The sequence below is a fragment of the Nonomuraea sp. NPDC050680 genome, assembly GCF_040654555.1.
Taxonomy (GTDB): domain Bacteria; phylum Actinomycetota; class Actinomycetes; order Streptosporangiales; family Streptosporangiaceae; genus Nonomuraea.
On the sequence record NZ_JBFAIF010000001.1, the window covers coordinates 1,005,294 to 1,029,223 of the forward strand.

At 73.1% G+C, this 23,930-nt stretch carries 1 protein-coding gene; it reads right to left on the reverse strand.

Features of this window, described 5'->3' with window-relative positions; all coding sequences use genetic code 11:
- Nucleotides 1-20: 20 nt before the first annotated feature.
- Nucleotides 21-23,927: a non-ribosomal peptide synthase/polyketide synthase gene (locus tag AB0H88_RS04715; RefSeq protein ID WP_357641272.1), complete on the reverse strand. Its 23,907-nt coding sequence runs from the start codon at nucleotides 23,925-23,927 to the stop codon at nucleotides 21-23.
- Nucleotides 23,928-23,930: the final 3 nt, after the last annotated feature.

Below are 23,930 nucleotides of genomic sequence, written 5' to 3' on the forward strand. Positions count from 1 at the left end.
CCACCCGGCCTCGCACGGCCTCACCGGGTGAGGTGGCGGGCGATCAGCGGGCCCAGGGTCTCCAGAGTGCGGGTGTCCAGCAGTTCGGAATGCCCGCACTCGACGGCGAACGTCCGTAGCTCTCCCCCGACGTACCCGCTCCACTGCTCGGAGGCCGTCCCCGCGAACCCCTGCTCCGGTACGGTCGCGTCGACGAAGACCACGTCTCCGGGGAAGACGCCGTACTCGGCCCGCTCCATCAGGCGGTCGCCGGCCAGGTAGTTCTCCACCACCCGAGCGATCTGGGCGTCCTCCAGCGTGGCCACGCCGCCGCCCAGATCCCGGACGAACCCGACCGCGTCGGCGATCGACAGCGTGGCCCGCCGCTCTTCCGGCGCCTGGCAGCCCATCTCGGTCAGCAGGGCGGCGATCGCCGCCGGCCGGTCCCCTGGGCCCGCGGGCCTCTCGGCGAAGTCCTTTCGCGTGTCGAGCATGCCGAGGAACGTGACCTCGCGCCCGCCGGCCGCCAGGCGCACCGCCACCTGGTGGGCCACCGCCCCGCCGAACGACCAGCCGAGCAGGCCGACGGGACCTTCGGGCGCGGTCCGGCCGATCAGCCCGACGTACTCCTCGACCAGCTCGGGCATCGTCGCCGGCAGGTCGGTGGTACGGCTCAGCAGGGGCGACTGCAGCCCATAGAGCGGGAAGTCGTCGGGCAGGTAGCGCTTGAGCCCGGCGAACTGCCAGCTCAGGCCGCTGGCGGGCGGCAGGCAGAACAGCGGTGGCCGGGTGCCGCCTGCCCGTAGGACCAGCAGCGGGGCCATCGCGTCGCTGGTACGCGCGGTGCCATCGGCGGGAACGGCCTCGCCGATGGGCACGGCCTCCCCGGCGGTCCCGGCGGGGGACGCGTCGGTGATCCGCTGGGCGAGGGTGGCGGCCGTGGGCGTCGTGAACAGCTGCGCTATCGGGAGGTCGGCGCCGAGTTCCCGGCGCAGGGCCGCGGCCAGCCGTACCAGCAGCAGGGAGTGGCCGCCGAGGACGAAGAAGTCGTCGTCCACGCCGACCGAGTCGAGTCCCAGCACCTCCGCGATGACGGCGCAGACGGCCGCCTCGGTACGCGAGCGCGGCGCTACCGGGGTGGTCAGCTCGGCGAAGTCGACGTCCGGCAGGGCCGCGCGGTCCACCTTGCCGTTCGGTGTGAGCGGCAGCTCGTCGAGGACCGTCACGACCGAGGGCACCATGTACGACGGCAGGCGCCCGGCGAGGTACTCCTGCAGCGGTGGTACCGATGGGGCGTCGCCGGTGGTGAGGTACTCCCGCAGCGGTGGTACCGATGAGGCGTCACCGGTGGTGACGTACGCGAGGATGCGGGTCTCGCCCTGCGCGTCCTGGCGGACGGCCACCGCGACCTGCCGTACGGCGGGATGCTCGGCCGCGACCGACTCGATCTCGCCCGGCTCGATCCGGAAGCCGCGCACCTTGACCTGCTGGTCCGAGCGGCCGAGGAACTCCAGCGAGCCGTCACCGGTCCAGCGGGCGAGGTCGCCGGTGCGGTAGAGGCGGGCGCCGTGCGTGTACGGGTCGGCGACGAACCGGGACGCGGTGAGACCGTGGCGGCCCAAGTAGCCCCTGGTGACCTGGGCCCCGCCCAGGTACAGCTCACCGACGGCACCGGGAGGCACCGGGCACAGTGCCGCGTCCAGGAGGTGGACCGTGGTGCCCGGCAGGGGGCGGCCGATCGTGGGGCGGTCGCACCAGCCGGTGTCCACGGCGGCATACGTCGCCCAGACGGTCGCCTCCGTGGGTCCGTACAGGTTCGTCACGCTCCGGGCTCTGCCCGCCAGCTCCCGGGCCAGCGGCGGCGGGAGCGCCTCGCCGCCGACCAGCGCCCGCACGCCGCCGAGGTCGGCGCCCGGCGACTGCGCCAGCGCCGACCACAAGGATGGGGTGGCCTGCATGACCGTGACCTGTTCGGCCTCGGCCAGCGCGGCGAGCAGTCGCGGGTCGCGTACCTGCTCCTCCGTGGCCATCACGACGCATCCACCGGCGCGTAGGGGCGCCATCAGCTCGAGTACGGAGATGTCGAAGGACAGGGTCGTAACGGCGAGCAGGCGGTCGGAGTCGCCGATCGGGGCGGCGACGGCCACGGCGGCCAGGAACGTCTCCAGATCGCGATGGGTGACCACCACGCCCTTCGGCCTGCCGGTGGACCCCGAGGTGTAGATGACGTAGGCGGCGGCGTCCGGATCGGGCGGGACGGGGTGGAAGGGCCGCGCGGGCGCGCCGTCGGAGCCGGTGAGAGCCGGGTCGATGACGGCCGTGCCCTCGAAGTCGATGAGGGCCGGGTCGATAAGGATCGTGCCGCCGGGTACGGCGGGGAACAGGTCGCGCGATCGCTCGTCGGCGACGATGACGGCGGGCCGGGCGTCGTCGATCATGAATCGCAGGCGGTCGGCCGGGAAGGCGGGGTCTAGCGGCAGGTACGCGGCCCCCGCCTTGGCGACGCCCAGCACGGCCGCCAGCAGGTCGGCCGAGCGCGGCAGGGCCAACCCGACCAGGCTCTCCGGGCCGACACCGAGATCGGTGAGCCTGGCTGCGAACGCGTTCGAGGCCGCGTCGAGCTCGGCGTAGCTCATCGTCCGCCCGCCCGCCACACAGGCGTCCGCGTCGGGCGCCGCCTTCGCGCGTGCGGAGAACCGCATGTACCAGGACAGGCCGGCGGGTTCGGCTTGGCTGGAAACCGGCGCGTACCCCGGAAGGTCATCCGGTTCCACCGGCCCGCCTGACCGCCACCTGGCGAGGTCGTCGAGGTCGCCAGCGGCCAGGATCGGGGCCGTGCCGACCGGCTGGTCCGGCCGGGCCGCGAGCGCGTCGAGCAGCACCAGGAGGCGGTCGAGCAGGCGCCGGGCGGTGTGGTCGTGGAAGCGGCCGGCGTCGTACTCCAGGGTGAGTTCGAGCGGCCGTCGTGGTCCGGCGTCGACGAAGGTGAAGTTCAGCTCGACCTTCGGATCGGCGAAGTAGGAGGGCGCCTCGCCGGTGGGCAGGCCCAGGACGGTGTCCTGGTCGCCCGGCCGGTGCAGGAAGCCGATCATCACCTGGAACAGCGGGTTGCGCCACTGTGCCCGTACCGGATTGACCACCTCGACGACCTGCTGGAACGGCACATTGGCGTGCTCGAACGCGGCCAGGTCCCTCTCGCGCACCCGGCGCAGCAGGTCGGTGAACGACGGCGAGCCGGACAGGTCGGCGCGTAGGACGACGGTGTTGACGAAGAATCCCACGAGATCGTTGAGCACCGCGTCGGCGCGGCCAGAAGTGGGGCTGCCGATCGGCACGTCGGTGCCCGCGCCAAGGCGGTGCAGCAAGGTGGCCAGGGCCGCGTGCAGCACCATGAACAGGCTCGCCGACTCGGCCCTGCCGAGCTCCCGCAGCGGGTCGATCAGCTCCGGCGGGAGCGGCGCGGTCACCTGACCGGCGCGGCGACCGTGATGGACCTGCCGGGGCCGGTCGGCAGGAAGAGGGATCTCGTCCGGCAGGCCCCGCAGCCGCTCCTGCCAGTAGGCGCGCTCGACGGCCTGCCTGCTGGCGGGGTCGCCGGGGTCACCGAGCAGGTCGCGCTGCCACAGAGCGTAGTCCGCGTACTGCACCGGCAGCGGCTCCCACCGTGGGGCGTGACCGGCCAGCCGCGCGGCGTAGGCGGTGTCGAGGTCGCGCAGCAGCGGCCGGTCGGACCACTCGTCCATGGCGATGTGGTGCAGGATCAGGGCCAGCACGCTGTCCCCGGTGTCCTGTTCGTTGATGAGGGTGACGCGCAGTGGCGGGTCCGTGGCCAGGTCGAAGGGCCGGGACACCGCCGCGGACACCGCGTTCCCGGTCTCGGCGGCCGGGCAGTCGATGACCGCGACCTCGATCGGGGACGGCTCGCGTACGTCCTGGACCGGCTTGTCGTCGACGACCGCGACCAGCGTACGCAGCACCTCGTGCCGGGCCACCACATCGCCGAGCGCCACCCGGAGGGCGGCGGGGTCGACGGATCCGCGCAGGCGGACGAGCAAGGGATAGGTGTAGGCCGTTGAAGCGGGGTCCAACTGCTGGAGCAGCCAGAGCCGTTCCTGCGCCGCAGACAGGGGCGTGCGCTCCTGCCGCGAACGGGGCCCTTGCCCGGGCCGCTCGGGACGCTCGGGACGCTCGGGACGCTCGGGACGCTCGGGACGCTCAAGCTGTTCGGGCCGCTCGGCCCGGACCTCGTCGTCGCGGCGGGCACGCAGGTGGGCGGCCAGGCGCGCGGGTGTGCGCGTGTCGAACAGGTCACGCAACGACAGGTCGGCTCCCAGAGTGGCGCGCACCAGGCCGGAAAGCTGGATGGCGAGCAGGGAGTGCCCACCCCGGTCGAAGAAGTCGTCCTCGGCGCCGAACCCGCCAGGATCGCCGGGATCCCCGGGATCCCCAGGATCGCCGGGGTCGCCGGGGTCGCCGGGGTCGCCGAGGACCTTGCCGAACAGGTCGCACAGCCGCCGTTCCACCTCGTCCGCGGGCGCCCTCGAGCTCGACGGCAGCGACCGCGGCGCAGGCAGCGCGGCCGTGTCCAGCTTGCCGTTGATCGTCAGTGGCAAGACGTCCACGACCGCGTAGGCCGACGGCACCATGTACGAGGGGAGCACCGACTTCAGGTCGCGGTGGACCGCCACGAGCAGCCGGTCGACATCACCGAGGGCGTCGGGGACGACGTAGGCCACCAGCCGCTTGGCGCCCGTGGGGCCGGGCACCGCGAGCACCGCGCTCTGACGCACGCCTGGCCGCGCGGTGACCACGGCCTCGACCTCGGCCGGCTCCACCCGGTAGCCACGGATCTTGACCTGGTCGTCGGTACGCCCCAGGAAGTCGAGGTTCCCGTCGGCACGAGCACGCACCAGGTCGCCCGTACGGTACATCCGCCCGCCGCGACGATGCGGATCCGCCACGAACCGCGAAGCGGTCAGCCCGGCACGTTCGAGGTATCCACGGGCCAGCCCCGCCCCGCTGATGTACAGCTCGCCGGGCACGCCCACGGGCACCAGGCGCAGGGCGGCGTCCAGGACGTAGCCGCGGGTGTTCCAGATGGGCCGGCCGACCGTGGTACCCGCGCTGTCCTCGGTGCCCGCGCCGAGGGTGTTGATCGTGTACTCGGTCGGGCCGTACAGGTTGTAGCCCGCCACCCCCTCGGCCTCGCGCAGCGCGGTCCACAACGCCTGCGGCACCGCTTCGCCGCCGAGCAGCACCAGAGCCGGACGGTACGAACCGGGCGGCCCCCCATACCGCGCGCCGTCGAGCAGGCCCTGGTCGAGCAGGTGCTGAGCGTAGGTCGGGGTCACGTTGACGACGTCGACGCGGTGCCGGTCGCAGTACGCGACGAGCGCGCGGGCGTCGCGGCGCAGCTCCTCGTCGCAGATGTGCACGTGATGACCCTCGACCAGCCACAGCAACTCCTCCCAGGACATGTCGAAGGAGAACGACACCGTGTGCGCGATCGTGAGGATCCGGTTCCCTGCGGCGGCGATCGTGGGGGCGAAGATGGCCTCGCGGTGGTTGAGCTGCATGTTCGTCAGTCCCCGGTACGGCGTGACCACGCCCTTGGGCCGCCCGGTGGAGCCGGAGGTGTAGATGACGTACGCCGGGTGGTCGAGCCGTCCCGGACTGCCAGGCGCGAAGTCACCCAGCTCGTGGTTCTCAATCGGGTCCGCCGACCCGGTACGCCCGTCGGCGCCGTCCAGGCACAGCACCGGCACGGGATGGGCGGCGAGCCGGGGCGCCACCGCTTCGGTGGTGACCAGCAGCACCGGCCCGGCGTCGGCCAGCATCGCCAGCAGGCGGTCGTCGGGATGGTCCAGTTCGAGGGGAAGGTAGGCGGCTCCGGTGCGGAGGACGGCGAACAGCGCGGCCACCATGTCGATGGACCGGGGCACGGCCAGCGCGATGATCCGCTCAGGGCCCGCTCCCCGGTCGAGCAGCAGACGCGCGACCTGGTTCACCCGCGCGTCGAGCTCGGCGTAGGTCAGCGTCCGCGCGCCTGAGGTGAGCGCGGCGGCCTCCGGTGTCCGCCGGGCCTGGGCTTCCATCAGCTCCGCGATGGTCTCGGCGCCGATGGGATGGGTGACGGCCTCCCATCCGGCCTCCAGCGCCGCACGTTCGTACGGGAGGAGGACGGGCACGTCGGCCACGGTCGTGGCGGGGTGCTCGGAGAGGTGGAGCAGGACCTGCTCGAGCCGGGACAGCAGCGCCCGCGCCTGCTCCGGCGCGACCACGTCGGCGCGGAACTCCAGCCGCACCGCCAGCCGCGCCCCCGGCGTGGCCACCCAGGTGAGCGGGTAGTGCGTGGCGTCCACGCTCTGCACGCCGACGATGCCGTGCTCCTGTTCCAGGTCGGTGAAGGTGTCGTCGTCGAGGAAGTTCTGCAGGACGTACAGGCTGTCGAAGAGCTGGTCACGGCCCGCCGCGCGCTGGATGTCGCCCAGACCGAGGTACTCGTGCGGCATCATCTCCACGCGGTCGGCCTGGACCCGCCGCATGACCTCCAGCGCGGGCTCGCCCGGAGCCAGCCGGACATGGACCGGAACGGTGTTGAGGAAGACCCCGATCACCGAGTCGATGCCGTCCAGCTCGGTCGGCCGTCCGGCGACGGTCGTCCCGAACACGGCCTCCTGACGGCCCGAGGCATGACTCAGCACCATCGCCAGTGCCGTACTGAGCAACGCGTTGAGCGTCACCCCGCCACGGCGCGCCCGGTCGGTGACCCGCTCGGTCTGCTCCCGGGTCAGCCGGAACGACAGGCTGGTGGCCAGCACCGGCGCGGTCTCCACAGCGGCCGGAAACAGGATGGTCGGCTCCTCGACCCCGGCGAGCGCCCGCGCCCACGCCCGCGCGGACGCGTCCGTGTCCTGCCGCCCCAGCCAGGCAAGGTAGTCGGTGAACGTCGCCGTCTTTCCAGCCGGCGGCGGGGCGGGGTGGTCGGTGGACGTCGCCGTCTGTTCGACGGTCTCCGGGGTCGGGCGGTCGTCGCGGGCGAGGGCGTACTGGCCGAACAGCTCGCGCAGCACCAGTTCCCGCGACCACCCGTCCCACAGCAGCAGGTGGTACGTGAGCAGCAGCCGGTCGCGCCCGCCGGGCAGCCGGACCACGGTCAGGCGACACAGCGGCGGCCGGGCCAGGTCGAACGACCGCCGACGATCCTCCTCCATCAGCACCCGGAGCCGGTCGTCGTCGGCCCCTTCCGAACCGTCGTAGACCGCTTCTGCGTCGTCGTCGGCCATGTCCGACAGGTCAACCACGTCGATCGGACTGTCCAGCGCGGTCCCGACCAGGGCGACGGGCCGGGTCATACCCTCTGCGGTGAAGCCGAGCCGCATGGCCGCGTGCCGGTCGAGCACGGTGGCGTAGGCGCGGCGGAGGGCCGCGACGTCGAGCTGCCCGGCGAAGTCGAACGCGTTCTGCGCCACGTACACATCGGCGTCACCCGCGTAGCCCGCCTGGAAGAACAGGCCCTCCTGGAGCGGCGACAGGGGCCAGATGTCCTGTACGCCGATCGAGGCAGCAGCGAGCACCCGGTCGATCTCATCCGGGGTGAGAGTGGGGTGGGTGATCGGAGTGGGCCGGGCGGGGCGGTCCGTCCCGCCCGGCCCGGAAGGCGCGGAACCGGAAGACGCCGAGTCGAGTGACGCGGAGTCGGAGGACGCAGGGCCGGGGAGGGTGGAGCCTGATGACGCGGCGGTCAGCTCGCGGGCGGCCGTCACCCAGTCGTCGGCGAGCGCGTCCACGTCGGCCGCGCCGAGACCGCCGTCCGCGTAGGTGAACACGGCGTGCAGCTCCGGCCCCGCCGCCGCGTCGTGGCAGGCGACGTTGATCTCCAGCAGGTACGGGGTGCCCAGCTCGGGGTCCGGGTGTACCCGCAGGGCCGTCGCCTCGGGCGCGGAGTCCCAGTCGCCGGATCCTCCGGTGGGGAATCGGCCGAGGTAGTTGAAGAGCAGTTGGGGTGTTCCCAGCCGGGCGAGCGCGGGCGCGGTGCGCGCGTTGCAGTAACGCAACTGTCCGTACCCCAGGCCCCGGTCCGGGGCGGCTCGCAGCGCCTGGCCCACGTCGCCGAGTACGTCTCGGAGGTCACCGGTGACCGCCGGCAGGCGTACGGGGGCGATGGCGGTGAACCATCCCACAGTCCTGGACAGGTCGTCTCCATCGGCGATCTGCTCGCGCCCGTGGCGCTCCAGGTCGATCACCAGCGGCGCCCCCGGGTCACCGCCACGCGCCGCACGCCAGCGCGACACGGCGAGGTGCAGCGCGGCGACGAGCACGGCGGTCACATCGACGACGGGGGCGGCCGAGGCGCTGGTCAGCGGCGGTGTGGTCATGTCGGCCACGAGGGCGGGCGACACGGCGGTTGACACAGTGGTCAGCAGTGGTGCGGTCACCTCCGGGGGCAGGCGCACGACGTGGTCCCGGGTTCGACCTGCTGTCAGACCGACGGCCGGAGTTGACGGGTCGAGTTCGCCGCCCGGCGCCAGGGTCGTCGACCAGTGCTCGAACTCGGCGAGCCGGGCCGCCTGGGTGGCGTTCTCGGCGATGGACCGCGCGAAGGCGCGCAACGACGTGCCGACCGGTTCCAGCCGGACGCGTCGCCCGGTGCTCACGGCGTCCCAGCCCTGCCGCAGGTCGTCTGTCAGGATCCGCCACGAGACCCCGTCGACCACCAGATGGTGCGCGACAAGCAGCAGCCTGCCCTGGTGCTCGGGCCCCCGGTCGAACCACACCGCCCGCAGTACGTGACCGCTGTCGGGGTCCAGCCGATCGGCGGCGTCGTCGGACTCGGCGGCGACCAGGGCGCGCAGGGCGTCGTCGTCGAGACCCACCGCGTCAACCGAGGTCACGGCGGGATCGGAGACACCAGCGGGACCGGGGAAGTCGGCAGGACCGGGGATGTCGGCGGCCGGGCGGACCTCCAGGGACCACAGCAGCGGAGACGGCCGGCGCAGCCGCAGCCGGAGTGCGTCGTGACGCCCGACGAGCGCGCGGATCAGCGCGACGACCTGCTCGTAGGTCGCGCCCGGTGGGGTAAGGAGCACCTCGGACTGGTTCAGCCGGGAGATCCGACCGCCCAACTCGGCCAGCCGATGCACGATCGGCATCAGCATGACCTCGCCCAACCCGTCGGACACGACCTCGTCCGGCGCCCGACCAGGCCCAGAGGCCGCGTCCGCCGCCCGACCAGGCCCGGTGTCCGGGCGGCTGGCCGCGGCGGCCGCGCTACCGTGGCCGATCGCCCCGGCGAGCGCGGCCGGGGTGCGGTGGATGAACACGTCCCGGGGGGACAGCCGCAATGACCGGCGCCGGGCCAGGTTGACCAGCTGGATGGCGATGATGCTGTCACCCCCGAGCACGAAGAAGTCGTCGTCGGGGCCGACCCCATCCAGACGCAGCACCTCCGCGAACAGCGCCCGCAGCACAGCCACGGGCGACCCTCCCCCGGCGTCGCCGACGACCGCGGCCCGAGCGGGCGAAGGAGCGGGCAGGGCCGTGCGGTCGAGCTTGCCGTTGACCGTGAGTGGCAGTGCGTCGAGCGGGACGAACGCCGCAGGGATCATGTACCCGGGCAGCCGCTCGGCCAGGTGGGCGTGGGCCTCGGCGGCACCGAGACGCGCCCCGCTCCGCACGACCAGGTACGCCACCAGCCGCCGCCGCCCCGGCTCGTCCTCCCGCACGGTGACGGCGGCGTTCACGACTCCGTCCAGCGTCAGCAGCGCGGACTCGATCTCGCCGGGTTCGACGCGGTATCCCCGTACCTTGACCTGCTGGTCGGAGCGGCCCACGTAGACCAGCTCACCGTCGGGAGTCCACCGCGCGAGGTCGCCGCTGCGGTAGAGGCGGGCGCCGCCGGTGTGCGCCACGAACCGCTCGGCGGTCAGGCCGGGGCGATCGAGGTAGCCGCGGGCCAGCTGATCGCCCGCGACGTAGATCTCGCCGGTGACCCCCGGCGGGACGGGCTGGAGACGGCCGTCGAGCAGGTGTACGCCGAGGCCGGGCAGCGGCCCGCCGACGACGCTGTCACCGCTCGCGTCTTCAGCGTCGGCCGAGGTCAGCGCACGGAACGACACGTGTACACAGGTCTCGGTGATCCCATACATGTTCACCAGGCGCGGCGCTCCGTCCGCGTGACCCTGGTACCAGGGCGCCAGCCGCGTGAGGTCCAGCGCCTCGCCGCCGAAGACCACGTACCGCAGCGCGAGCTCGCCCGGCCGCTCCCGTTCGGCCTCCATGAGCGGGTAGAACGCGGACGGCGTCTGGTTCAGCACGGTCACGCGCTCCCGTTCCAGCAGCGCCAGGAAGCGTCGCGGGTCGCGAGCCACGTCGCGGCCGACGACGACCAGGCGCCCGCCGTGCAGCAGCGCGCCCCACAGCTCCCACACCGAGAAGTCGAACGCGTACGAGTGGAACATGGTCCACACATCAGAGGGGCCGAAGTCGAACAGCTCACCGGCCGCCGCGAACAGCGACAGCACGTTGCGATGGGTCACCGCGACCCCCTTGGGCAGCCCCGTCGAACCCGAGGTGTAGATGACGTACGCCGCGTTGTCCGCCGACGGCTGGACCCCGTGCGGCGGGGCGGTGGAGTGGCCCGCGAGGATGTTCGGGTCGTCCAGCAGCATGACCGGCACCGTCACGGGAGGTAGCGAGTCCAGCGTCGCGCTGTCGCTCAGCAGGCATACGGGGGCCGAGTCGGCGAGGATGTGGCTCAGCCGTCCGGGCGGGGCACTGATGTCCAGCGGTACGTAGCAGCCGCCCGCCTTCACGACCGCGAGCAGGGCGACGACGAGGTCCGCCGAGCGGGGCAGCGCGACGGCGACCCGCGACTCCGGCCGTACGCCCCTGGCGGCCAGCGCGCGGGCCAGCCGGTTGGCGGCCGCGTCCAGCTCCGCGTGCGTGAGCGTCGTGTCACCCGAGGTGACGGCTACGGAGCCCGGCCGGACCGGTGCGGCGGCGTACGCGTCAGCGAGCGTCAAACCGTCCGCCACCCGGAAAGCAGCCGCTCCGGACGGCGGCTCGGACCACGCCCCGGACGACGACTCGGACCGCGCCCCGGACACCGTCCCGGATGACGGCTCGGATGACGGCTCGGATGACGGCTCGGATGACGGCTCGGACGGCACCCCCAGCACCTCCAGCCGCGAGACCGGCGTGCCCGGAGCGATGACCAGCTGGTCGAGGACGCGTTCCACCTGGTCGAGCAGCCGGCGGGCCGCCCGTTCTCCGACCAGCTCGACGTCGTACTTGATCTCCAGCGTCAGCCGCTCCCCGGGAAAGGCCACCAGAGAGACCGGATAGTGCGGCGCATCGGTGCCGGTGAAGCCCAGCACGCTAAGCCCATCCCGCGCCCCGGCCCGTACGGCGGGGAAGTTCTCCACCACCACCATCGTGTCGAAGAACTCCCGGACCCCGGCCACACCGGCGAGCTCCCTGAGCCCTACCTGCTGCACGTCCAGCAGGTCCGTCTGCTGCTCCTGCAGCCGGGCGAGCACCTCGCGCAGCGTGTCGCCGGGACGCCAGGACATCGGCACCGGGACGGTGTTGATCAGGAGGCCGACGATCGACTCGACGCCGGGCAGCTCTCCGCCCCGCCCCGACACCGTGGAGCCGAAGACCACCTCCTCCCGCCCGAGCAGCCTGCCGAGCAGCAGACCCCAGGCGCCGTGCACGAACGTACTGAGAGTCACCCCCTGCTCGCGGGCGGCCCCGACGAGGGTGCGCGTGCGCTCGGCGGGCAACGCGACGTGAACGCTGTCGTGCCGGGACACCTTCTGTCCCTGTACGGCCTCCCCCTGCGCGGCGCCGACCAGGCGGGTGGTGGAGTCGATGCCGGACAGCGCGTGGGCCCACACCTCGCGGGCCCGTACCCGGTCCAGGGCGGCCACCGCCTCGACATGGTCGCGGAACGTCACCGCCGGGGCGGGCAGGTCGTACCCGCTTCCGGACCGGCCGCGCTCGTAGGACTCGAGCAGGTCGCCGAACATCAGCGGATACGACCAGCCGTCGGCGAGGATGTGGTGCATGGTCTCCACAAGCCGGTGGTCGGTGGGACCGAGCGAGACCAGCGCATAGCGCAGCAGGGGCGCGGCCGACAGGTCGAAGGGCTCGGCCAGCTCGGCGGCCGTGACCTCGGCCAGCCGCTCGCTCGCCACCGCCGCGTCGAGACCGGTCAGGTCCACCTCATGCCACGGTACGTCCACGGCACCGGCGATCACCTGGACCACCCGGCCGTCGGCCACCTCCCGGAAGCAGGCCCGCAGGGCGTCGTGGCGGTGGACCACCGCCTCCACGGCGCGGTGCAACGCCGCCCGGTCGACCGGGCCGGACAGCTCGGCCACCTGCTGCACGATGTACGTGTCGGTCTGGTCCTCGGCGAAGGACGCGTGGAAGTACATGCCCTCCTGCAACGGCAGCAGCGGGAGGACATCCCGCACGCCGTCCGGCGCGAGCCGGTCCACGTCGCCCTGGGTCAGCTCGACCAGCGGGAAGTCGGAGGGAGTACGCCCGGCGAGCTCGGCGCACCGGGTCAGGGCGGTCAGCGCGGCCATCCACAGTTCTGCCAGTTCGCCCACGTCAGCGGCCGTCATGACGCCCGACGGCCAGGACAGCGTGGCCGAGAACACGGTGCCCGCCCGCCCGTCACGGGCCAGCGCGTTGATCTCCAGTCCCATCGCGGGGTTGCTCGGGTGGACGCCTTCGCGCAGCGCGCCGGCCGCCGCCCAGTCCCCGCCCTCGTCGGCGGCGAACCGGCCCAGGTAGTTGAACAGGATCTGCGGCGGCTCGCCCCGAAGGTCCGCCTCGCCGTCCAGGTAGCGCAGGACCCCGTAGCCCAGGCCCCGCCGAGGTACGGCACGGAGCTGCTCCTTGACCCGCTTCGCCGCCGCCGCCAGGGCGGGCCCCGCCTCGGTGACCTCCGCCCAGCGCAGCGGTCCGGGGTCGAGGCGTACGGGGTAGATGGCGGTGAACCAGCCGACCGTACGGGACAGGTCCACGCCGTCGAGGGCGTCGCGGCCGTGGCTCTCCAGGCTGAGGACCACGGCGCTCTCACCACCCCGCCACTCGGCGAGTGCGGCGGCGAAGCCGGTCAGCAGGACGTCGTTGACACCACCGTGCATCGCGGCGGGCACGGCCGACAGCAGGGCGGTGCTCACCTCGCCGGGCAGCGAGACCGTCAGCGACTCCACGGTGGCGGCCGTGTCGGTCGCGGGGTCGAGCGGGCGCCTACCCAGCCGGGGGTCCTCGGTGGCGAGGACGGCCCGCCAGTGATCGAGCTCGTCGCGGAACGTCCCCCGCGTGGTCGCCTCCTCGACCAGCTTCGACCAGGTACGGAAGGAGGTCGGCACCTCGTCGGGCACGGGCTCGCGGCCCGCCCGTACCTCCGCCCAGGCCCGCGCGAGGTCGTCGGCGAGCACCCGCCAGGAGACACCGTCGATCACCAGGTGGTGGATGACCAGCAGCAGGCGACCCGGCTCCGGCTCGTCGGCGAACCAGACCGCCCGCAGCATGATCCCGCGATCCGGATCGAGCCGGTCGGCCGCTAGCCGGGTGGCCTCCTCCACGTCTTCGAGGACGGACTGGGTGAGCGCGTCCGCCGCGCGGAACGCCTCCGGTGGCGGCACCGACAGCACCCATCCGGCGTCGCGGTGGCGATCGAGCCGGGCCCGCAGCAGGTCGTGGCGCTCACCGACGGCCTGGAGCACGCGTTCCAGTTGCGCGCGGGTCATGCCGGACGGGGTGCGGAAGACCATCGACTGGTAGAAGTGCTCCAGCGGCGTGCCCGCCCGCATGGTCTCGACGAGCATCGGGGTGAGCGCGACCGTTCCTTCGCCGTTGTCCCGTGGCCCGCGCGGAGCGGCCTGGGGCGCGGCCGCGGCGAGCGCTCGCACGGTGCGGCGGCGGAAGACGTCGCGCGGGGTGAGGTGCAGTCCCGCCTTGCGCGCGCGGCCGGTCACGGCGATCGAGGAGATGCTGTCGCCGCCGAGGGCGAAGAAGTCGTCGTCGATGCCGGCCTCCGGCAGGCCGAGCACCTCGGCGTAGATGCCGCACAGGGTTCGCTCGCGGTCGTCGCGCGGCTGGCCGCCGCCGCTGACGGGCGCCACGGGCTCGGGCAGCGCGGTGACGTCGAGCTTGCCGTTGACGGTCAGCGGCAGCTCGCCGACGACGCCGTACAGCGCGGGGACCATGTAACCGGGCAGCTGCTCGGCCAGCGCGGCTCGCAGGTCCGCGACCAGGGCGGCCTGGTCGGACCCGTCCGACAGCTTGGAGCCGTCCACCGGCTCAGGTCCGTCCGACGGCTTGGACCCCTTCCCCGGCTCAGGTCCGTCCGCCGGCACCACGTACGCGACCAGCTTCTTCAGGCCGGTCACCGCCGAGTCGGTACGGGCGATGACCGCGGCCTGCCGGACCTGTGGCAGTGCGGCCAGCGCCGACTCCACCTCGCCGAGCTCGACCCGGTAGCCGCGGATCTTCACCTGGTCGTCGACCCGGCCGAGGAAGTCGAGGTTGCCGTCCGGGCGTTGCCGTACGAGGTCCCCGGTCCGGTACATGCGCCCGCCCGGCACGAACGGATCCGCCACGAACCGCGCGGCGGTCAGGCCCGGCGCGTGCAGGTAGCCATGCGCGAGCCCGGCACCCGTCACGTAGAGCTCGCCGAGCACGCCGGGGTGGACCGGGCGCAGCCAGGCGTCCAGCACGTACGCGCGGGTGTTCCAGATGGGCCGGCCCACGGTCGGGGTGGCGCTGTCGCGCGTGCCCGCGCCCAGGGTGTTGATCGTGTACTCGGTCGGGCCGTACAGGTTGTAGCCCTCGGCGCCGCCCGGCTCGCTCAGCCTGTCCCAGACGGCTTCGCTGACCGCCTCGCCGCCCAGCAGCACCAGGCGGGGCGGGTGTCCGTCCCGGTCCAGCAGCCCCTCCTCGAACAGGTGGTGGGCGTACGTGGGGGTCACGTTGATCACGTCGATCCGGTTCGCGCGGCAGTAGGCGGTCAGCGCGGCGGCGTCCCGGCGCAGCTCCTCGTCGCAGATGTGCACCTCGTGGCCCTCGACGAGCCACAGCAGTTCCTCCCACGACATGTCGAAGGAGAACGACACCGTGTGCGCGATGCGCAGCCGTTCCCGCCCTGCGCTTCGCGCGCGGGCGACGGCCGGGTCGAAGATCTCGGCCCGGTGGTTGAGCTGCATGTTGGTCAGGCCCCGGTACGGCGTGACCACGCCCTTGGGCCGTCCGGTGGAGCCGGAGGTGTAGATGATGTACGCCGGATGTTCCAGCCTGCCCGGAACCGTACCGGCGAACGCCCCCAGCTCGGCGTCGCTCAGCGGAGGTGCGGGCGGTGTGGCCGGCGCGCCGTCGAGCACCAGGCAGTCCCCGCCCAGCCGCCGCTGCCGTTCGGCCAGCGGTGTGCCCGCGTCGGCGCACACCAGCAGCACCGGCCGCGCGTCGTCGAGCATCTCGGCGAGCCGGTTCACCGGGTGATCGAGGTCGAGCGGGAGATAGGCGGCGCCCGTACGCAGGACGGCGAACAGCGCGACCACCATCTCGACGCCGCGCGGCAGCCCCAGCGCCACGATCCGGCCCGGTCCCGCGCCCTTGGCCAGCAGCAGCCGGGCGCAGCGGTTGATCCGGCCGTCCAGCTCGGCGTAGGTCAGCGACAGCTCCCCGAACACCAGGGCGATCTCGTCCGGGCAACTCCCGGCCCGTTCGGCGAGCAGGTCGGCGATGGTCGCCTCGCCGATCGGGTGCTCCGTGGCCGCCCACTGCCCGGCCAGTTCGGCCCGCTCCTCGTCGAGCAGCGGGTCCAGCGCGCCCGCCTGGACCGACAGGCCGTCGGCGAGCGCCTCCAGCAGCCGCCTGAAGCGCCGGATCAGCCGCCGCGCGTCCGCCTCCGTCACCGCGTCGGGCCGGTATTCGAGCTTGATCCGCAGGTTGGCGCCGGGGGTCAGCACCCAGGTGCAGGGGTAGTGGGTGGTGTCGACGTACTCCACTCCGATGATGCCCTGCTCGCGTTCCAGGTCGGTGAAGGTGGTGTCGGACAGGAAGTTCTGCAGGACGTACAGGGTGTCGAAGAGCTGCTCCTGACCGGCGGCGCGCTGGATGTCGCCGAGCCCCAGGTATTCGTGCGGCGCCAGCCGGATGCGGTCCTCCTGGGCCCGGCGCGCCAGCTCGATCACCGTCAGGTCGGGCGAGGCCGTCACCCGGGCCGGGACGGTGTTGAGGAACAGGCCGATCACGTTCTCGATCCCGGGCAGTCCCGCTGGCCGTCCCGCGACCGTCGTGCCGAACACGACGTCGGTGCGCCCGGTCTCGTACCCGAGGAGGAGGCCGAGCGCGGCGGTCAGCAGCGAGTTGAGCGTGACCCCGGCGCGCCGGGCCTGCTCCCCCAGCCGGGTCGTCACCTCGGCCGGGAGCGCCGCCAGGACGCGTTCGGACGGGATCGGCTCCCGGCCGGCCGCCTCCGGGACCAGGATGGTCGGCTCGGAGACGTCGGCGAGCGCGGCGGCCCAGGCGGCGGTGGAGGCGTCGCGGTCACGGGCGGCGATCCAGGCGAGGTGGTCGGTGAACGCCGCCTGGGCCGGTGGCAAGGCACCGCGCTCGCCTCGGGACTCGTACAGCGCGAACAGCTCGCGCAGCACCAGCTCGCGCGACCAGCCGTCCCAGAGCAGGAAGTGCGCGGTCAGCAGCAACCGGTCCCGGCCGCCGGGAAGGCGGATGACGGTCAACCGGACCAAGGGCGGCCGGCCGAGATCGAACGGCTCCTCCCGGTCGGACCGCAGCAGCTCCGCAAGGGCGTCCGACCGGTCCGTCCCGGAACCGGTCGATGTGTCCGTCCCGGAACCGGTCGACGTGTCCGTCCCGAAGCCGGTCGACGTGTCCGTCCCGAAGCCGGTCGACGTGTCCGTCCCGGAACCGGCGGACGGCTCGATTCCGGAATCAGTGGACGGATCCGTTCTGGAGCCGGTCGACAGGTCCACCACCGCGACCTCGGCCGGGACGTCGGCGCCGATGTACTGCACGACACCGGGCACGCCGTCGCCGGTGAAACCGGCCCGCAGCGTGGGATGGCGCCGCAGCAGCGCCGCGAACGCCGTGGTCAGGGCCTCGACGTCGAGCCGGTGGTCGAAGTCGAACACGTTCTGCGCGATGTAGGTGCCGGCGCCCTCGGAGTAGGCCGCCTGGTAGTAGACGCCCTCCTGGAGGGGCGACACCGCCCAGATGTCGGCCACCGGAACCGGGCTGCCCGCCACGACGTGGTCGATCTCCGCCCGCGTGAGCGACACGGTCGTCAGGTCGGCCGGGACCAGTTGGGGCGCGACCGATTGGGCCGCCGGTTCGCCGCCTGTCAGGTGCGCCTCGATGGCGGAGGGGGTGCGCAGGCGGAAGACGTCCTGCGTGGTCAGCTCGATCCCGTCCTTGGCGAGCAGGCTGACGACGCGGGTGGCGAGGATGCTGTCTCCCCCGGCGGCGAAGAAGTCGTCGTGGACACCGATGCCGTCGAGGCCGAGCACCGTACCGAAGTGCCGGCAGACCAGCGCCTCCCTGGCGGTACGCGGCAGTCCGCCTCGGGCGACGGGCTCGGGGTCCGGCAGTGCCCGGCGGTCCCGCTTGCCGTTGGGCAGGGTCGGCAGGCGGTCCAGGACGGTCACGGTCGCGGGGACCAGGTAGGCGGGCAGCTCGGCACGCAGGGTCGCGCGAAGAGCGTTGGGATCGAGCTCCTCACCCGGGGCGGCCACGACGTACGCGTGCAGGGAACGCGTACCGCCCGCACCTGCGCCCGCGCGTCCGTCAGCGCCCGCGCCGGTGCCGTTGCCTTCGCCCGCGCTTTTGCCTGTGGCGCGTACGGCGACCGCGGCGTCGGCCACGCCTGGGCGGCGCATCAGGGCGGCCTCCAGCTCACCCGGTTCCACCCGATACCCGGTGATCTTCACCTGGTCGTCGGCCCGGCCGAGGAACTCCACCCGGCCGTCAGCCGTCCACCGGCCGAGGTCGCCGGTGCGGTAGAGCCGGGCACCGTCGGTGTACGGGTCGGCCACGAAACGGGTGGCCGTCACGCCGCCCTGACCCAGGTACCCGAGAGCGAGCTGAACCCCGCCGAGGTAAATCTCCCCGACCGCACCGGGCGGAACAAGGTCGAGGGCGGCATCCAGCAGGTAGACCCGCGCCCCGGGCACGGGCGCGCCCAGGGTCACCGGCCCCGCCGGTTCGACCTCTCCCTGGAGTACATCACCCGCCACCTCCGAAGACCCGTACGAGTTGACGATCCGGGCACCGGGGGACGCCTGCCGGAGCGCGTTCACGCAGGCCCGATCGAGGGATTCCCCACTGCAGATCCAGCGTCTGAGCGCGCTGAGCCGCACCGGTTCCGTGTCCGCCAGCGCACCGGCCAGGCTGGGCACGGCGAGCAGCTGGGTCGCCCCGGACCGCTCGACGAGCCTGGCCAGCGCGGCGCCGTCGGTGGCCTCGGTGGCGTCGGCGATGACCGTCGTGGCCCCGGCGACCAGGCCGCCGAGCAGCTCCGTGGTGCCGTCGATGAAGCTCAGCGAGCTCTTCGCCACCCGGACGCCGGACCCCCACTCCTGAGCGGCCCAGACCAGCCGGTTGGCGAGCGCCTCCTGCGTCCCGACGACCGCCTTCGGCCGACCCGTGGAGCCGGAGGTGTAAACAACCGAAACGGCATCCCCCGGGCTTGCACCCACGTCGGCGGTGGGGTCCATGTCGGCGATGGGGTCCATGTCGGCGACGGCGTCGGCCGCGGCTCGTACGGTGAGCGTCGGCAGGTCGTGCGGCGGCAGCGACCTGGCGCTCGCCTCGTCGGTGAGTACGCATACCGGATGCGCGTCCCCGAGCATGAACTCGATCCGGGCCGCCGGATAGCCGGGATCGACCGGAAGGTAGGCGGCCCCGGCGCGCATGACGGCAAGAAGAGCCACGGCCATGTCCGCCGAGCGGCTCGTCGCCACCGCGACGACGTCGCCGCGCCGCACCCCCGCCCGGATCAGCGCCCGGCCGACCCTCCGGGCGCGATCGTCGAGCTCGGCGTAGGTGAGCACGCGCTCCCCGCAGACGACGGCCGTACGCTCCGGGTGCCCGGCCACCCGCCGCGCGAACAGCTCCACCACCGTAGTGCCCACCCGAGCCGGGGCACCGGAGCCGACGGCCGTCAGCCGCTCGCGCTCCTCCTCGGTCACCAGCTCCAGCCGCTCGCAGGCCCGCTCGGGGTCGTCGGCGAGGGCGGTCAGCACCATCTCGTACTGGCGGGCCAGCCGGGCAGCGGCGTCCGCCCCGACCACCCGCCGGTCGTGGGTGAGCGTGACGGCGATGCGCGCACCCGGCTTGGCCATCAGGGTCACCGGGTAGTGCGGTGCCTCGACGGTGTGCACCGCCGCGATCTGTATCTCGCCCGCCGGGGTGGGCTCCGCCGGGTAGTTCTCGATGACCACCAGCGTGTCGAACAGCTCCGGCACGCCCAGCCGCCGCTGCAGCCGGGCCAGCGAGACGTGTTCGTGCTCCACCACCTCACGCCGCTCGCGAACGAAGCGCCGTACCACGGTGGCGAGCGAGTCTCCAGGCACCCACCGTAGTCGCGCCGGAACCGTGTTGATCAGTAGCCCGACCATAGAGTCGATGCCCGCGACGTCGGCCGCCCCGCGGCCGGACACGGTCGAGCCGAACGTCACGTCGGACCGACCGGCCAACCGCCCGACGAGGATCCCCCAAGCGGCGGCGATGACGGCACCGACCGTCAACCCGTTCTCCCGCGCCCAGTCACGCACCCGATCGCCGACATCCGCCGGCAACTCCCACCCGACCCGCCCGAACCCCCCGCCAACCTCATCGACGAGCCCGCTCCCTCCGGAAACGCCTAGCGCATCGACGAGCCCGGCGGCTTGAGGGGTGCCCAACACGTCGGCGAGCCTGGTCGGCTCGTGGACGTCAGCCAGGACGTCCGTCCATGCCTCGATCGCCACGTCAGGGTCCCGCACGGCCAGCATCCGCAGGAATTCCCGGTACTGCGTGGGCGCGGGCAGTGCCTCGGACCGCCCCTCGGCCTCGTAGAGCGCCAGCAGGTCGCGCAGGAGCAGCGGCACCGACCAGCCGTCGGCCAGGATGTGGTGCACGGTGTGGATCAGCACATGCCGCCGCTCGCCGAGCCTGAGCAGCGCGTACCTCATGGACGGAGGCCGGCTCAGATCGAACGGCACGGACCGCTCCACCTCAGCGATGGCGGCCACCCGCGCGGCGACATCCTCGGCACCAACGCCGGCGAAGTCATCCGTCCCTAAGGCTGCCACGTCGGTGCCGGTGAGATCCTCCACCCGCCACGGCACCCGCGGACGGCCCGCGATCACGGACACGACCCGCCCATCGCCGACGGTACGGAAGGCCGCGCCCAGGTTGGGATACCGGTCGATCAGCCGGTCCGCCGCCAGCCGCAACCGGTCGCCGTCGAGCGTGCCGGCCAGTTCGATGGTCTGCTGGACGACGTACGGGTCGGCGTCGCGGGAGAAGGTGGCGTGGAAGTAGAGGCCGAGCTGCAGCGGCGACAGGGGAAGCACTTCCCGCAGTTGCGGTGCCGCGGCCTCGATGGCAGCCACGTCGCCGGGCTCCAGGGCGAGGAGGGGGAAGTCCGAGGGGGTGTGCCCGGCGACCCTCTCGCTCGTGGCGATGCCGGTGAGCACCTCGCTCCACAGGTCGGCCAGCGCCCGCACCCGGCCGGCGTCGAGCACACCGCCGGGCCAGCTGAACCGCGTCTCCAGCACCGGCCCGCCGGCCGTGTCCACGGCGACCGAGTTGATCTCCAGCACGCGCGGCAGCGGCATCCGCGGGTCGCGCCGCTCGACCACGATCTCGCTGTCGCCGACGGCCGCCCACGCCTCGGTGGACCCGGCCGCGAACCGCCCGAGGTAGTGGAACAGCACCTGCGGCGCCACAGCCAGGTCAGGACGGGGCTCGTCACCGAGATAACGCAGAGCGCCGTAACTCAGCCCGCGCCGAGGGACCGCGCGAAGCTGCTCCTTGACCGCCTTCACCGCATCGCCGTACGCGGCGTCGGCCGGGCCCGGATCGAGTACGGCCGGGAAGAGCGTGGTGAACCAGCCGAAGGTACGGGACAGATCGACCTCCCCCACGGCGTCCTCCTCACGCCCGTGCCCCTCCAGCTCCAGCAGCACCTCGGATCCGGCGTCCTGGCGGTGCCCGGCCCGCCACCGGCCCAGGGCGATCGCCGCCGCCGCGACCAGCACGTCGTGCACGCCACCGTGAACGGCCGCGGGCACCGCGCCGAGCAGACGGGCGGCCACGGCTGAGGGGGTCGCGACGGTCAGCGACTCCTCGGCGGCCACCACGTCACGACGCGGGTCCAGGGCCCGCTCCCCCAGCATCGGGTCAGGCGTGGCCGCGGCCCGCAGCCAGTACGGCTCGTCGCCGGCGAACGCGCCCGCGCGGGTGCGTTCGCGCAACAGGGTCGCCCACTGCCTGAATGAGGTGGGTACGCCGGGCAGCGACACCGCCTGCCCGTCGCGTACCGCCGCCCAGGCGTGGCCGAGGTCCTCCAGAAGCACGCGGAGCGACACCCCGTCCACGATCACGTGATGGATCACCACCACGAGCCGGCCCTGCGCGTGCGGCCCGGCATCCAGCCACACCAGATCGACCATCCGGCCGCCGACCGGATCCAGCCGCCGCGCCGCCGCCGTGATCTCACGGTCCACCACGAGGTCGAGTCGCCGCGCCGCCGGTGTGACCTCCGGGACAGCCGCGTTGCTGTCGGTCAGGTCCACGCGGGTGATCAGTTGTGCCGCCCGGGGTGAGCCCGCCGGCTGGACCGACAGAGTCCAGGGGGAGGCGCCGTCGGTCCGGGCCCGCAGCAGGTCGTGGGTGGCGAGTACGGCGTCGACGACGCGTTCGAGCTGTTCGGCCGTCATGCCGGCGGGTGTGCGGACCGTCATCGACTGGATGAACCCGTCCATCGATGGGCCGGCGGCCTGGAGCCACTCAGTGATCGGAGTCGCGGGCACCTCCCCGACGGCGCCGGTGGCGGGCCCCGTGGTCGGGGCCACCTCGGTCACCGTGACCGCCAGCGCGGCGGGGGTGGGATGGGCGAACAGGTCGCGCGCCCGCACCACGAGTCCCGCCCGCCGCGCCTGCCGGACCACGCCGATCGCGACGATGCTGTCACCGCCCAGCGCGAAGAAGTCCTCCTCGGCCCCCACCTCCTCCAGGCCGAGGACCCGCGCGAAGATCTCGCGGAGAGCACGTTCCCGCGCGCCCCGCGACTCGCCCACGCTGCGGCCATGCCCGTGCGACTCCGACTGGGCACGGCGACCCGCCTCCGGCTCCGGCAGAGCTCGGCGGTCCACCTTGCCGTTGGCGGTGAGCGGGAAGTGGTCCAGGACGACGAAGGCGCTCGGCACCATGTACTCGGGCAGCCGGTCGGCGCACCAGCTCCGTAGTTTCGCCGCCGGAAGGTCGTCGTGGGAGGTCACGTACCCGATGAGGTGCCGTACGCCCGCCGCGTTCGTGCCCACCGTGACGGTGGCCTGCCGGACCCCCGGGTATGTGGCGAGCACGGCCTCCACCTCCTCAGGCTCCAGCCGCATGCCGCGGATCTTCACCTGGTTGTCCGCCCGCCCCACGAACTCCAGCGAGCCGTCGGCGTTCCAGCGCGCCAGGTCGCCGGTGCGGTACATCCGGGATCCGCCGTCGCCGAACGGGTTGGCCACGAACCGGGAGCCGGTCAGCGCGGGGGCGTTGATGTATCCGCGCCCGAGCAGGAACCCCGCCGCGTACAACTCGCCGACCGCACCCACGGCCAGCGGCTCCAGCCGGTCGTCTAGGACGTAGAGCTGCGTGTGCGGGTTGGGGCGGCCGATCGAGGTCGCGATGCGCTCGGCGGTGTCCCGGTAGATGACGTGCGAGACGCCGATGGTCGCCTCGGCCGGACCGTAGCCGTGGTAGAGGGTGGTGGACAGCCGGCTCCGGAACCGGTCGAACAACTCCGGGGTGAGCACCTCGCCGCCGCACCAGACGTGCTTGAGGCCGGACAGCAGCGAGGTCCCGTCCGCCATCTCCAGCAGGGTGTCGAGCATCGACGACACCAGATAGACGAACGTCACCCGCTCCCTGGCGATCAGATCCAGCAGGTACTGGGGATCGCGCTCGCCACCGGACTCGGCGACGACCACGTGACCACCGGAGACGAGCGGCAGCAGGATCTCGTTGACCGAGATGTCGAACGACAGCGGCGCCTTGAACAGCGACGCGTCCCCCGGCCCGAACCCGAGGATCTCCTCGACCTGCCACAGCAGCCGGGTGCTGATCGCCTCGTGCCGGATCATCGCCCCCTTGGGCGTGCCGGTGGAGCCTGAGGTGAACATCACGTACGCGAGCCGTCCCCCGCTGATGGGCGGCAGCGGCGGCGGCTCGACGGGTTCGCGGCCGTAGCGCCAGGTGCCGAGGTCCACCTCTATGACGGAGTCACCGGTCTCCGTGCCGGGGGCGGCGATGACCAGGCCCGCCCCGGCCTCGGCGCGTACCTTGGCCCGGCGTTCCGCGGGCCAGGACGGCTCGACCGGTACGAAGGCGCCGCCCGCGACCATGACCGCCAGGACGGCGACGACCAGCTCCGCGGAGCGGGGCGTGGACACCGCGACGACGTCCTCCGCCTCCAGGCCGCGACCGCGCAGGTGGTGCGCGAGCTGGAATACATGGATGCCCAGCTCGGCGTACGTCAGGCGGGCGCCGGGCGCGACCACCGCGAGGGCGTGGGGGGTGCGGTGTACCTGTGCGGTGAACAGGTCGGCGACCGTGGTGATCGTCTCTGGAGTGGTCGCGTTGTTCCACCTGCGCAGTGCCTCAAGTCGCTCGCCTATGCCGTCCGGACGCCCTGGGTTCACGGTATTCGCCACGCA